Consider the following 14,268-nt stretch of genomic DNA (forward strand, 5'->3'; position numbering starts at 1 on the left):
TGCGGTTGCGTACGGCGGTGGGTGTTGCTGGGCGGTGGCAGGGCCGGCTTCGTCCGCGAGCGCTCACGGGGGTGCGCCCCGCAAGGGGCGCGGGGAACTGCGCGAGCAACCACGACGGCGCCGCGGATGAACGACGGCCCGATACGGCCAAGCCAGCGCGGCGTACTAGTCGGTCTGGGCCGTCTGGACCAGCGTCATGGCCCGGCGGGCCACCCGCATGGCGCGCCCGCGCGGCAGGATACGGGGCTTGATGTTCCCGAACAGATACCCCTCGGTGGGCGGGCAGGACAGCAGCAGACCGGGCGAGTTGACCTCCTGGAGGCGGCGCAGCAGGGCCTCCTGGAGGCCGCGCCCTGCGCCGGACGCGGAGCGGGCGACGACCATGTGCAGTCCGACCTCGTAGCCCAGCGCGAGATGGTCGAGCAGCGGCATGAAGGGGTTGTTGCCGGGCCCCGCGCCGATCATGTCGTAGTCGTCGGCGAGGACGAACAGCCGCGGCCCCGTCCACCAGTCGCACCGCCGCATCCGGTCCGGGGTGATGTCCGGCCCCGGCACCCGGAGCCGGATCGCCCGTGCCGCGCCGCTGACCAGCTCGCGCAGCGCGTCGATGGATACGGCGTGCCCCAGCCGGTACTCCTGCGGGACCGCCTCCACCAGGTCACGGCGGTAGTCCACGACCAGCACCCGGGCCTCCTCCGGCGTGTACCGCTCGGTGATGGCGCGGGCGACGAGCCGCAGCAGATTGGTCTTGCCGCTCTCGGTGTCGCCGACGACGAGCAGATGCGGGGTGACGGAGAAGTCGTGCCAGGCGGGGGCGAGTTTGTCCTCCTCCACGCCCAGCGCGACGCGCAGCCCGCCCTCCGCGGTGGTCTGCGGGGCCGGGAGTTCGCCGGCGGCCAGCAGCTGCGGCAGCAGCCGCACCTCGGGCGCCCGCGGACCCGTCCAGTGCTCCTTGATGTCCAGGATCAGGGCGGACGCGCCGGCCGCGAGGTCGTCGGCGCTCTCCACGCCGTCGATCCGCGGCAGCGCCGACAGGAAGTGCAGTTTGCCGTCGACGGTCAGGCCGCGTCCCGGGGCGGCGGGCACCGTCCTGGCCCGGCGGGTGTCCACCATGGACTCGATGGGGTCGCCCATCCGCAACTCGATGCGGGTGCCCGACTGGTCGCGTACGGCGGCGGCCAGCTCCACCCAGCGGGCGGTGGTGACGATCAGGTGGATGCCGTAGTTGAGACCGCGGGCGGCGATCCGGGTGAACGTCTGGATCAGGTCCTGGTGGTCCTGGCGGACGGTGGACCAGCCGTCCACGACCACGAACACGTCGCCGTGCGGCTGGTCGGCGAACTCGCCGGCCGCCCGGCGGGCGCGGTACTCGGGCATCGAGGCGATGCCGTGCTGGAGGAAGAGCCGTTCGCGGTCCTCCAGGATGGCGGTGACCTCGGCGACGGTCCGCCCGATCCGCTCGGTGTCGACCCGGGCGGCCACCGAGCCGACGTGCGGCAGTCCGACCAGCCCGGCCAGTGATCCGCCGCCGAAGTCCAGGCAGTAGAACTGCACTTCACGCGGGGTGTGGGTGAGGGCAAGCGCCGATATCAGGGTCCGTACGACGGTGCTCTTGCCGCTCTGCGGGCCGCCCGCGACGGCCACATGGCCGCCGGCGCCGGACAGATCGACCGTCAGCAGGTCCCGTACCTGGTCGAAGGGGCGGTCGACGATCCCGACGGGCACCGAGAGACGGCCGCGGCCCGGCCAGCCCACCGTGGTCAGGCCGTGCTCGGGGTGCGGCGCCAGCGGCGGGAGGATCTGGTCGAGGGACGGCGAGGCGTCCAGCGGCGGCAGCCACACCTGGTGGGCGGGCGGTCCGGAGCCGCGCAGCCGGTCCAGGGCGACCGCCAGCAGCGTCTGCCCGGCGCCGGGCTGCTCCTCCTCGTCCGGCACGGCGTTCCCGTCCGGTACGTCCGGTGCGTCCGGCAGCTCCGGATGGTCCGGCGTGTCCGGTGCCGGGCGCGGTGCGATCCAGTCCGTCGTCCAGGGGACGACCTGGCCGGCCGCCCGCGCCTGTGCCACCGGCCCGCTGCGGTGCTCGTAGGGCCCGGATACGTACGCGGCACGGAACCGGGTCAGCTCCTCCACACCGCTCTTCAGATAGCCGCTGCCGGGCTGCGGCGGCAGATGGTAGGCGTCCGGCACGCCCAGCACACCCCGGCTCTCCATGGCGGAGAAGGTGCGCAGGCCGATGCGGTAGGACAGATGGCTCTCCAACTGGTGCATCCGGCCCTCGTCCAGCCGCTGCGAGGCCAGCAGCAGATGCACGCCGAGGCTGCGCCCGAGCCGGCCGATCATCACGAACAGCTCCATGAACTCCCGGTGCGCTGCGAGGAGTTCGCTGAACTCGTCGACGATGACGAACAGGCTGGGCAGCGGCTGGAGCGGGGTGCCCGCGGCCCGCGCCCGCTCGTACTCCAGGGCCGAGGTGTAGTTGCCGGCGGCGCGCAGCAGCTCCTGACGCCGTATCAGCTCGCCGTGCAGGGCGTCCTGCATGCGGGAGACGAGCGCGACCTCGTCGGCCAGGTTGGTGATCACCGCGGAGGTGTGCGGGAGTTCGTCAAGGCCGAGGAAGGTGGCGCCGCCCTTGAAGTCCACCAGGACGAAATTGAGGGTGTCCGAGGAGTGGGTGAGCGCGAGGGCCAGCACCAGGGTGCGCAGCGTCTCGCTCTTGCCGGAACCGGTCGCGCCGATCAGCATGCCGTGCGGGCCCATACCGCCCTGCGCGGCCTCCTTGATGTCCAGCTCCACCGGGCTGCCCTCGGCGCTGATGCCGATGGGCACCCGCAGCCGGTCCGAACCGGCGCGGCGCGCCCACAGCTCCCGCGGGTCGAAGCGGTGCAGGTCCGTGAGGCCGAGCAGCGACGTCAACTCGATGTCCGCGGACATCGGTTCGGCGGCGTCACTGCCGAACGCCATGCGGTACGGGGACAGCCGCATCGCCACCGCCCGCGCCATGGCCGGTCCGAGCCGGTCGGGACGGCCGAGCAGCGTGTGCTGCTCCTGGCGGTTGCGGTCGGTGCGCACCAGCGAGACGGTGCCGGCGGTCCGGTTCCGCCGCACGGCCCCGGCCTCGTCCTCGCTGAACTCCAGGCGCAGCGTGGAGCGTCCGGGACGCCAGGTCAGCTCCCCGGACAGGTCCAGTACGACGGCGTTGCGGAACCCGGCGCCGTCGAACCGGTGGCCGCTCGGCACGCTCCCCTGGTCCACCACGATCACCGTGAACGGCTCCTCCCGGCCGGGCACGGCCTCCGGGTCGAACGGCGGCCGCTCCTGGAACTCCGCGCCCAGCAGGTCCTCAAGGCCGGTCATGGTGGACACCACCAGCCGCACCGGACCGGCGCCGTCCTGCTCCTCGGCGTGCAGGGCGTGCGGCAGCCACTTCACCCAGTCCCAGTCCGCGCGCCGGTCCTCGGACACGCAGAAGGCCAGCCACAGGTCGTCGGGTGAGTGGAACACGGCGAGCTGCGCCACCAGGGCCCTGACGGCGCCCCGGATACGGTCCTCGTCGCCCCGGAACAGCACCCGTGACCAGGCCCGCAGGGACAGCGCGATGGGCTGGTCGGGGACGGTCGCGTAGGCCCGTATGAAGCTGCGCAGGGCGTGCGCGGACAGCGGTTCCAGGTCCTCTACGGGCTTGGTGGACATCGGCGCCAGGCGCAGTCCCAGCCGCTGCCCGCCCACCGCGAGCCGGGCCTCGCCGAAGTCGTCGTGGCCGGGCCTGCGTTCCCACAGCCGGGAGGTGCGGGCCAGCGACGACAGCGCGGCGGGTTCGGGGTGCCGCCAGGACAGGGCGTACTGCTGCTGCACGAACGCCCCGCGGACCTGGGTCCGGGTCTGCCGGAGGTAGCGCAGGTAGTCGCGGCGTTCGCCCTTGAGCCGGCGTTTGCGGTCGCCGGCCTTGCGCATCACCTGGCCGAGGATCATCAGGCCGGAGGCGGTCACCATCAGGGCCAGGGCGGTGTAGCCGAGGGTCGAGCTGCCGGTGCCCATGCGGATGAACAGCAGCATCATCGAGGCCGACATCATGCCCATGGGCAGGTAGTTCCACACCGCGGAGGTGTCCGGCACGATCTCCGGCAGGGTGGGCGGCTCCTGGAGGCTCAGCTCTCCCTCGGGCAGGTCCGGGGCCCTGCGACGGGCCGGACGGCGGAAGAGAACCACACTCAAGGGACAGCCTCCTCGGCGGCGAAATCAAACGGCGGGCCGGTCGAAACGATCGAACAGAGCGGAACGGTCGCACGGACGGTGCGGTCGGCTGGTCGGGGCGGTCAAGTGGGCGGTTTGGCTGAGAGGTTGGAGGGGGACGGGCGGAGTGCTCGGGTGGGCGGGGCCTCCGCATGCGGTGGGGTTTGCCTGGTGTGAGCTGAGTGCCGTGTCGTTCGCCGGGTGGCGTGGTCGGGTCGGCTGTGTGGGCGGTGGGTGGAAGGGTGACCGGGCGGTGTGGGCCTCCGGGTGGGGCGGGGCGGGTGCACCGGAACTGTAAAGGGCCTCCGTTGGGGAACTCGTAAGGGGGCGTTCGGTGGCGGGGTTCTTCCGGGGTGGATTCCGCGGAGCGGATGTCCTGGGATGGGCCACCCCGGGCGGGGCCGGAAATGATTTTGTAGGGTACAGCCGTCCGATTCCAGACGCCGATGTCGCGCGTCGGTCCCGGCACCCCCACTGCCACAAGGTTTCTTCCATCCTCATTGCCCGAAGGCCCCTTGCCCACAATTCGGAGAGACGAGCGAGCCTTGACCGACAGCACGGTGGCACATCTGTGCCGGATCACGGTGCGAGCACCCGAGAAATCCATGGACCTGGCCGTACCCGGTGACGTACCGGTGGCCGATCTGCTGCCCGCGCTGCTCGACTACGCAGGCGAAGACACCCAGGAGGCCGGCCTGGAACACGGCGGCTGGGTGCTCCAACGCCTGGGCGGTGCGCCCCTCGACGAGGAGGCGACCCTCGACGAGGCGGGGGTCCGCGACGGCGAGACCCTGCACCTGAGGCCACGCGCCGACGCACTGCCCGAGCCGCACTTCGACGACCTGGTCGACGGCATCGCCACGACCATGGAACGCCGCCCGTTCGCCTGGACCCCGACGGTGAGCCGGCGGGTGCTGATCGGCCTCACGGTGACCGCGCTGGCCGCCGGCTCGGTCCTGCTCGCCCTGCCGGGCATGGACTTCGCGCTGCGCGTCGGCATCCTGTTCGCCGGCGGCCTGCTGATGCTGGCAGGCGCTGCCTCGGCGAGCCGGGCCGTCGGCGACGCGGGCGCCGGCGCCGCGCTGGGCGTGATGGCCACCGTGTACTGGACGCACGCGGGCTGGCTGCTGCCCGGCGGCACCTTCGAGGGCGACCAGGCCGACCAGGTACTCGGCGCCCGGCTGCTGGCCGCGTCCGCCGCAGCGGCGGGCGGCGCGGTGCTGGCGCTCGCCGTGGTGGCGGCCTTCACCCCGCTGTTCCTGGCCACGGCCGCGATCGCGGCGGGCGGTGCGCTCGGCGGGCTGCTGCTGGTCCTGTTCGACCTGACGCCGCAACAGGCGGCCGGGGTGACCGCCCTGGTCACCGTGTTGTTCGGGGCTTTCACGCCCGCGCTGTCCTTCCGGCTCTCGGGTCTGCGTACCCCGCCGCTGCCGACCAACGCCCAGCAGCTCCAGCAGGGGATCGACCCGCACCCCAGTGCCGATGTGGCCGCCCGCACGGCGGTCGCCGACGTGTGGATGACCGCGCTGTTCGCGTCCGCCGGGCTGCTCAGTGTGGCCTGTATCGCCGCGCTGGTCCGGCCGTTCGGCTGGCCCGGCGGTTGCATGGCCGCCGGGCTTTCGCTGCTCCTGCTGCTGCACGGCCGCGGCATGGGCAGTTCCTGGCAGCGGCTCGCGCTGATCGGCCCCGGCGTGCTCGGCGTGGCCGGCCTGGTGGTGTCCGCGGCCCTGGCGATCTCGCCCGGCTCCCGACCGGCCCTGCTCGTCGGGCTGTTCGCCACGGCGACGGCGTGCGCCATCGCGTCCTGGACGGTGCCGGGGCGGCGGCTGGTGCCGTACTGGGGCCGGGCCGCCGAACTGCTGCACTCGGCCGCGGCGATCAGCCTGCTGCCGCTGGCCCTGTGGATCCTCGGCGTGTACGGGTTCCTGCGGGCGCTGGACCTGTGACGCCCTTCGTGGACCTCCGAGATCTCGACGCCGAGTGTTCACGGCTGACCGCGGACGTCCGAGACCTCGACGCCGGGTGTTCACCGCTGACTTCCGAACGCCCGGCTCCTGAAGCTGCGTTGAACTCCGAGCCGCCCACCTCCTGAGCCCGACACCTCCAGGGAGCAAGACGTGCAGAACAGACGCGACCAGGTCCAGGCGCACATGTTCGTCATGGGGCGGCTGACCTCGGGGCTGCTGCGCACCGATCTGGACGCGCCGGAGAGCCCCGTCGGCCGCACCAACCGGGGCCTGGCGATCGGCATCGTCGTCGCGCTGCTGGTGTCGGCCGGCGCCTTCGTCTACGGCCTGATATCCCCGTCCACCACCAACTCCTGGCGGGTCCCGGGGACCTTGATCGTGGACAAGGACACCGGCGCCCGCTACTTCTACCAGGACGGCGAGCTGCGCCCCGTGCTGAACTACGCGTCCGCGATGCTGCTCGCCGGTGCGAGCGGCGGCGGGATGTCCACCACGGCGGTCGGCACCGAGTCGCTGCGGCACACCCCGCGTGGCGCCGCCGTCGGCATCAGCGGCGCACCGGACGTACTGCCGGACGCCGGAGCGCTCGCCGACTCCCGCCCCTGGCTGGTGTGTTCGGCGCCCGAAGGCGGCGCGGGCACGGATGCCACCGTGCTCTCCGTGGCCTCCACCGCCACCGAACGCCCGCTGCCCTCCGGCAGTGCGCTGCTGGTGGCCGACCCGTCCGGGAACCGTCATCTGGTGTGGCAGGGCAGGAGACTGCGGATCGACACCGGCAGCAGTGCCCTGGAGGGCCTCGGCTACGGATCCGCCGAACCCCGCGAGGTGTCCGCCGCGTTCATCGACGCCCTGCCGGCCGGTCCCGACCTGGCCCCGCTGGACGTGCCGGGCCGTGGCAAGGCCGGACCATCTCTGGGCGGGCTCGACACCCGGATCGGTCAGGTCTTCCGCACCAGCGTGCCGGGATCGGCGCGGGCCCAGTACTACCTGCTGCGCAACGAGGGCCTGGTGCCGCTGACGAACACCCAGGCGGCGTTGCAGCTCGGCGATCCGGACACCGCCAAGGACGCGTACGGCGGCGGCCCCGCGAGCGCACGACAGCTGGAAGCGGGCGCTCTCAAGGGCCACTTGGCGGCCGGCGGCGCGGGTACCGGCTCGGCGGCCGGCTCCGCCGAGGCACTGCCGAAGTCGCCGCCCGCCCTCGCGACGGTCGGGGAGGACCAGGGGGTCTGTGCGGCCGTGACGCCCGGCACCGCGGCCGGAACCGGGGTGCGGGTCGGCGTCGCGGTGGTGGCCCGGAGCGCGCTGACCCCGCTCGCCCAGCGGCCCGCTGTCCCGACGGCCGCCGCTTGCCTGGCCGTTGACGGGGTCGTGGTCGAGCCCGGCGGTGGCGCACTGGTCCGGGGAAGCAGCGCCGCCGGTGGCGACGCCGGGGGCAGCCGGTACCTGGTCACGGACACCGGGGTGAAGTACCGGGTGCCGACGGACGGCGACGGTTCCGCCCTCGGCTACAGCGACGGCCAGGTGCGGACCGTGCCCTCACTGCTGCTGTCGATGCTGCCGACCGGACCGGACCTCGCGGCGGCGGACGCGGCGGTCGCGGTCGTCGCCGCGAACGCGCGCAGCGCACCGGTGGACGCGGGCTGCACAGCCTCCCGACCGCGGCCGGGCGCATCGCCGGCACCGGGTGGGAAGTCGGAATCGCCCGAGAGGTCCCAGCGGACCGAAAAGGCGCGGTGACACCCGTCACCGTGGATGCGATGACGGCAACTCCCGCTCACAAGAGCGTATTTGGCCCTTCAAATGTCTTATCGGATACCTGAAGGTGACGGGAAGGTGAATGGGGGTGGAGGTGGTATTGATGCTTGTGCGTCAAGGGCCAAGAACTGTTGCACCATGAATTTGCCGCTCTTTAGGCTGGCAGCGAATCAAAACGGTCGGGAAAAGAGTCATGAAGCTCCTCCGGTCCTTTGCGTCGGTACCTGAACCAGCGTGCGCCGCACGGCGGTTCGGCCGGGGCGACGGTTCGACCAGCCGTGGGCCGGAGGCGGCGCCGTGGAGCAGGGAAGGGGCAACATGAGCGAGACCGGCGGTCAGCAGTCATCGGAATCGTCCACCCGTAGCGGGATCCAGGCGCTGGAGCAGGCGTACAGCGGCGTCCAGCGCATCCTTCAGGACGTGGAGGGCACCAAGAACAACCTGTCGAAGTCCTACCAGGGTTCGGACGGCGGCGCCTACGGCAGGCTGCTCGACCTGTGGGACGACCAGGTGGTCATCATCCTGAACAACCTCGAAGACATGATCGACAAGCTCAACACGAGCCTGGTGCAGCACAACCTGGCCCAGGGCTCCGGCAACGAGGCCATCGACCAGGCGTTCAGCGCGAGCGAAGCAGCCTTCGACGCCCTGTCGAGTTCCGGGACCATCAAGCCCGCCACCTCCCCCGTCGTCTGATGCCCGCGGCGGTCACCGCCGGTCCCGCCCCACTGGCACCCCCACGAGATGAGGATCGCCCATGTCCGACCTGAACGACGGCTACATCCACGTCGAGTACAACCCCGTCACCAACGCCGCCGACGACATGGTCCAGCAGACCCGGGCCATCGAAGGCACCCTGAGCAACCTGGAGATGGAGCTGAACGCGCTCAAGCAGACCTGGTGGGGTGACGACGCGTCGGTCTACGAGGAGAAGCAGACGGCCTGGGACAACGCTGTCATCAAGATGCAGCAGCTGCTGAACTCGCACGCCGACCTGCTGACCGATGTCTCGGACAACTACCGGTACACGGAGCAGAACCTGAGCCAGCTCTGGTCCGAGGTGTCCATCGGCAGGTGAGCCGTGTCGTGAGAGCCACCGCCTCCGGCAGCAGCAGGGCACCGTCGGCCGGAGGCGGTACCACGACGTGACACACGGCACGCACCCACACTCGGCCTGCCGTCGCCGCGGTACCGGGGACATCCGTAAGAGGGGAAACAGCCATGGCGGACCTGAGTCACCTGGACAAGACGTCCCTCCAGTCGTTCATCGACGGGGACCTCACGACGTTCATCGGGGACCTCAAGCAGATCCTTGAGGGCGATCCGTCCATGCGGGACCTGGCGGACGGCGTCACCACCAAGGACACCGTGGTCGGAATCTCCGCGGGCAAGCCGATCATGATGGGTCTGATCGCCGACGACGACCTCGTGTCCGGCGCCGCCTTCGCCGACGCGCTGGCCACCAACATCGATGCGGTCGTCACCGTGCTGGTGGGGCAGCAGGACACGTTCGACGAGATCGACGAAGCGCTGCGCACGACCGTCGACAAGCTGTTCAAGGCACAGGGCGACAACCTCGGCGACATCGAGGCGGACAAGTTTTCCGAGATCCTGTCCGACACCGGCTTCTCGGGCGAGTCGGACAGCGGTGATCACGGGGACTCGTCCGGCGGTGACAAGGGCGGCAAGGGAGGCAAGGGCGGCGACAAGTAGCTCCCACCCTGCCCTTCCGTCTTCTACCTCTCACGCCCACCCACCGGTTCCATCTCCGGGAGTCCCCCCATGGCCGACGAATCCGATCACTGGGCCAGAGCCGTCGAGTCGTTCACCGGCTACAAGATGCCCTCCCGTCACGACATGTTCAAGGACGTGACGGCCCTTGAGCCGAACGGCAACGCGCCGTTGATCTCGGTCAAGATCGAGGACCGCGAGTTCATGGAGATGACGGAGAGCGCGTACCAGCTCTACTCGGGACCGGACGTCGACGGGCACGACTTCGTGATCCACTTCTTCCTGCCGGGCAAGGAGGACCCGGACAAGGTGGATGTCGACGACTACTCCGAGGACGAGCTCAAGGAGAAGATCTACCCGAGGCTCCGCAAGGTCGTCATCGACTTCGTCGGTCCGAACGGTGCGGACGTCAAGCTCAACTACCTGAGCCCGTTCAGCTGGAGCGAGTACGACAGCAGCTCACTGGTCGGGATGAAACACCCCATGGGCCAGTACGTCGAGGGCGCGGGGAGCGCGCTGTACCAGCTCGGCTACCGGGGCATCACGAGCCACAACAACATCGACTTCGAGTCCAACGGCGTGACGGTGGACGTGTCCCGGGCCATGGACTTCGAGTCCTTCACCAGGACGGCCCAGGCGTACGACCGGGTGGCCAAGTTCTTCATGGACCACGCCGAGACGCTCAAGCAGTGGAAGGAGTCCCTGGGCGAGGACACCGCGGCCTGGAAGGGCAAGGCGGCCGAGGTGTTCGCCGATCTCATCGACGGACTGCACAAGAACTACGGCGGGTTCGCCGACCAGATGCATCCCAAAGGCTTCTCCGCCAAGCACGAGTCGATGTGGGACTACTACGCGTCGTCGAGCCTTCAGGGAGACGCGATCCTGGGCGCGGGCAACGCCGTGTTCACCGGGATCCGTGACCTGTACCAGGCGTGGACCGACTGGGAGACCGGAACCAACTCCGACTGGACCGCGCTGAGCACCGGCGAGGACCCCGTGGAGTATCTGCCGGGCCTCGGCAGCCCCTACGGCATCCTCTACTCGATGCTGGAGTCGGCCCAGACCTGGGCCTACAACCACAACGCCAGGTTCGCCGTGGAAGGCACAAAAGAGGGCACCAAGTCGACGTACTACTCGGGCAACTACACCGGCGCCGGCAGCTGGCACGACACGAAGACGACGACGCACTTCTACGTGCTGAGGTCCGAGGCCGAGCAGGTCATCCCCGGGCTCGGCAACCTCAACGACGTCTCCACGTGGGCCGGTCTTGGCACCAAGGCGGTCGACTCCTGGAACAAGGGCGTCGAGGAGCACCTGGCTCCCACGGCCGACAAGGTGCTGTCGAGCGTCAACAACGCCTTCATCGCGGCCCGGCGCGTCATCGACGAGGTGCTGGAACCCGAGGTCACCAACTTCTTCGGCGGGTCGGGCGGAAGCGGTTCCGGCAGTGGCGGCAAGGACGGCGCCCAGGACGCGATCGACAAGGCGAACAAGGCCGCTCAGGACGCGATCGACAAGGCGAACGCGGCTGCGGACAAGGCCAGGGACGAGGCCGAGGCGGCGATCAAGAAGGCCAACGACCAGGCAGAGAAGGCCGTCAACGACGCCAACGACCGGGCCGACACGGCCATCGACAAGGCGAACGAGGCGGCGGAGAAGGCCAAGTCGGACGCCGAGAAGGCGGCCAACGACGCCAACAACCAGGCCAAGGCGGCCATCGAGGAGGCCAACAACCAGGCCGACAAGTCGAACGCCGACGCCAACGCGGCCGTCGACAAGGCCAACTCCGAGGCCGACAAAGCCATCCAGGACGCGCACGACCAGGCCGACAACGCGGCCGACAAGGCGAACTCCGACGCCAAGTCGGCGATCGACGCGGCGCACGACCAGGTCGACAAGGCCGTGGACGAGGCCAACAACCAGGCGCGCTCCATCATCGGCGACGCCAACGACCAACTCCAGAACGGCAACCACCAGTCCGGCGTCCCGCTCGGGCCCACCAGCGGCTTCGTGACCTCCGCGCCGCCGGCGGACCGCTCCTCGGGCGACTCCCGCCGGCGCACCGGCGGCGTCACCGTGCAGAACCCCGACGGCAGCGAGACGACCACCTACTCCGACGGCACCGAGGTGACCACAGGACCGGACGGAACAGTCACCGAGACCGGCCCCGACGGCACCGTGACCGTCACCAAGCCGGACGGCTCCGTGACCGTCACCGCCCCCGACGGCTCCGTGCGGACGACGGGCCCGAACGGCGAGAACTCCGGCCTCCCGGGCGGCCGGACGACCATTTCCGGCCCCAGCGGCGAGATCACCGCCTCCCCGGACGGACACACGACCATCTCGGGTCCGAGCGGTGAGATCACCACGGACCCGGACGGTTCCACGAGCGTGGACGGCCCGAGCGGCCGTACGACCACGTCCTCGGACGGCACGGTCACGGTGACGGGCCCGGACGGCAGCACCATGGTGACGTCGCCGGACGGCAGCACCACCGTCACGGCTCCCGACGGCAGCAGCACGGTGACCTCTCCGGACGGCAGCAGGACGGTGACCTCGCCGGACGGCAGCACGCGGGTGACGTTCCCGGACGGGAGCGTGCAGGTGACGGATCCCGGCGGCAGGGTCACCACTACCCATCCCGACGGCAGCGGCAGTGTGACTGCCCCCGACGGCAGCAGGACCGTGACCTCGCCCGACGGCGGCAGGACGGTGACCTCGCCGGACGGCAGCACCGAGGTGACGCTGCCGGACGGGAGCGTGCAGGTGACCGACCCGGGCGGCAGGATCACCACGACGTATCCGGACGGCAGCGCCATCGTGACCGGGCCGGACGGCAGTACGACGGTGACGTCCCCCGACGGCAGGACCACCGTGACCTCCCCGGACGGCAGGACCACCGTGACGCCCCCGGACGGCTCGACCACCCACACCAGGCCGGACGGATCGACCACCGTCGGCAACCCCCACGACTCCAGCAGCGGTTCCGGCCCCGCATCCCATGTCGACACCCGCTACCCGAGCGGCGGTTCGGGGCGCATCGACATCAACACGCCGCACTCGTCGTCCGGTTCGCACGCCACCTACCCCTCCATGCCCGAAACCTCGGGCAATTCGTCGGGCCTCGGGTCGGGCGGCGGGCGCTCGTACGGGTTCGGGAGCGACGGGGGTTCCGACGGCTACGCGTACGACGACGCGGCCGCCGCGGCGCACTCCGGATCGGCCACCGGCTACGACGGGACCGGCTCAGGCAACCCGTTCACGCAGGGCGACCACGGCGGCGCGGGTTCCGGCGCGCTGGGCGCGGGCGGCTCCGGGAGCGGGGGCGGAAGCCCGATGATGCCGCCGATGGGCGGCATGCGCGGCGGCGGCGAGTCCCCGACCGAGCGCGAGCGGTCGAGTCCCGGGCCCCGGGTCAGCAGGGCGGCCATGCGGCGCGGTTCGGCGTCCTCGCAGGCAGCCGCCGGCCGCCGGGCCGCGGCGACGCCCGACGAGGAGGTGGAGGAGGACGTGATCACCACGCGTTCCGGCGCGCCGTTCGTGCCCGCGGTGCCACCGCCCGCGCAGCGCGGCCGGGCCACCCAGAGCGGCGACCGCGAGCGGGTGGCCTGGGTGGCCGAGGACGAGGACGTCTGGGGCACCGACGAGGGCACGACGCCCGCGGTGATCGGACGATGACAGGAGGGTGGGGCCGGCCATGAGTGACCACATCGAGCGGCTGGAGAAGCGGCTCGCGCAGGCGAACGCGGAGCTGGAGTCCGTACAGGCCGCCGTGGCGGAGGCCGAGCGGCGGATGGGCGCGTTCTCGTCCACCGTGGTGTCCAAGGACGGTTCGGTGGAGGTGACGGTCGGCGCGCAGGGCGAGTTGGCGGGCCTGCGGTTCCTGGACGGCAAGTACCGGTCCATGCCCCCCGCGCAACTGGCCGACGCCGTGCTGGACACGGTGCAGGAGGCGCGCTCGCACTTCGCCCGCGCGGTACGGGACCTCTTCGAACCGCTCACCCGGCCCAGTGAGACGCTGCCCGAGCTGCCCGGCATGGAGATCGACTGGGACCGGCTCGTCGGGCCCGCGGCCGACGCGCTGCCCGGGGAACCGGAGCAGCGGACGGCGAACGACCGGCTGCGCGACGAGATCGACGAGGACGACGACGCGGTCCGCCCGGCAGGCGGGGCACAGCGCCGCCGGTGAGCGGTGTCGTCGCGGGGTTCCGACCGAGAGCCAGGAGGCAGATGTGAGTGACGAGGATTCCTTCGAGGTGGATCCCGAGCGCATCCACCAGGGCAGCGCGCTCATCACGGAGTTGGGCTCGTACGCCTGGAGCATCCTGGCCCAGTTCACGAGCGCCATGGCCGACACCAGTTGGACCGGCGACGACGAGAACGGGCACAAGATCCTCAGCAACTTCGTGGAGAACCGGGACTCCACCACGGGCACCCTCCAGTCCCTCGGCGAGGCGCTCGAACGGACCGGCGAGGCCACGTTGATGAACCTGGAGAGCACGAAGGGCACCCAGGACGGGATCCTCGACGCGATCGGCGAGCAGTCGGGTGAGTACGGCGGCGGCGGCCGACGAGGCTAGCT

Annotated in this window: 9 protein-coding genes; 8 read left to right on the forward strand and 1 reads right to left on the reverse strand. The window is 71.1% G+C overall.

What is annotated here, in order from left to right:
• Positions 1-165: 165 nt before the first annotated feature.
• The gene (gene eccCa / locus AC27LF_RS07875; protein WP_479656324.1) at positions 166-4,212 is read right to left on the reverse strand and encodes a type VII secretion protein EccCa; all 4,047 of its coding nucleotides are present in this window, start codon (positions 4,210-4,212) and stop codon (positions 166-168) included.
• Positions 4,213-4,775: 563 nt separating this feature from the next.
• Here eccCa and eccD point away from each other — a divergent pair.
• From eccD to AC27LF_RS07915, 8 genes are all read left to right on the forward strand, one after another.
• Complete coding sequence (gene eccD / locus AC27LF_RS07880) at positions 4,776-6,176, forward strand: type VII secretion integral membrane protein EccD (RefSeq protein WP_479656323.1); 1,401 nt, start codon at positions 4,776-4,778, stop codon at positions 6,174-6,176.
• Between the two features lie 171 nt (positions 6,177-6,347).
• On the forward strand, positions 6,348-7,937 hold the full coding sequence (gene eccB, locus AC27LF_RS07885; protein ID WP_479656322.1) for a type VII secretion protein EccB: 1,590 nt from the start codon (positions 6,348-6,350) through the stop codon (positions 7,935-7,937).
• 336 nt (positions 7,938-8,273) lie between these two features.
• The gene (locus AC27LF_RS07890; RefSeq protein ID WP_479656321.1) at positions 8,274-8,651 is read left to right on the forward strand and encodes a hypothetical protein; all 378 of its coding nucleotides are present in this window, start codon (positions 8,274-8,276) and stop codon (positions 8,649-8,651) included.
• Between the two features lie 61 nt (positions 8,652-8,712).
• Positions 8,713-9,033: a WXG100 family type VII secretion target gene (locus tag AC27LF_RS07895; RefSeq protein ID WP_479656320.1), complete on the forward strand. Its 321-nt coding sequence runs from the start codon at positions 8,713-8,715 to the stop codon at positions 9,031-9,033.
• A 143-nt stretch (positions 9,034-9,176) separates the two neighbouring features.
• Positions 9,177-9,668, forward strand: coding sequence for a type VII secretion system-associated protein (locus tag AC27LF_RS07900; RefSeq protein ID WP_479656319.1), 492 nt, complete (start codon positions 9,177-9,179; stop codon positions 9,666-9,668).
• A gap of 69 nt (positions 9,669-9,737) precedes the next feature.
• Entirely contained in the window at positions 9,738-13,364 is a 3,627-nt protein-coding gene (locus AC27LF_RS07905) for an AAWKG family protein (protein WP_479664355.1), read from the forward strand.
• 19 nt (positions 13,365-13,383) lie between these two features.
• On the forward strand, positions 13,384-13,875 hold the full coding sequence (locus tag AC27LF_RS07910) for a YbaB/EbfC family nucleoid-associated protein (protein WP_479656317.1): 492 nt from the start codon (positions 13,384-13,386) through the stop codon (positions 13,873-13,875).
• Between the two features lie 43 nt (positions 13,876-13,918).
• Positions 13,919-14,266 (forward strand): hypothetical protein, encoded by a 348-nt coding sequence (locus AC27LF_RS07915; protein WP_479656316.1) that lies wholly within the window; start codon positions 13,919-13,921, stop codon positions 14,264-14,266.
• Positions 14,267-14,268: the final 2 nt, after the last annotated feature.

Source organism: Streptomyces diversicolor (genome assembly GCF_057537855.1).

What these genes read in the sequence shown, in the direction of transcription:
- AC27LF_RS07895 (WP_479656320.1), top strand. Translation starts at nt 8,713, where the DNA reads ATGTCCGACCTGAACGACGGCTACATCCACGTCGAGTACAACCCCGTC.
- AC27LF_RS07905 (WP_479664355.1), top strand. Translation starts at nt 9,738, where the DNA reads ATGGCCGACGAATCCGATCACTGGGCCAGAGCCGTCGAGTCGTTCACC.
- AC27LF_RS07900 (WP_479656319.1), top strand. Translation starts at nt 9,177, where the DNA reads ATGGCGGACCTGAGTCACCTGGACAAGACGTCCCTCCAGTCGTTCATC.
- AC27LF_RS07890 (WP_479656321.1), top strand. Translation starts at nt 8,274, where the DNA reads ATGAGCGAGACCGGCGGTCAGCAGTCATCGGAATCGTCCACCCGTAGC.
- AC27LF_RS07910 (WP_479656317.1), top strand. Translation starts at nt 13,384, where the DNA reads ATGAGTGACCACATCGAGCGGCTGGAGAAGCGGCTCGCGCAGGCGAAC.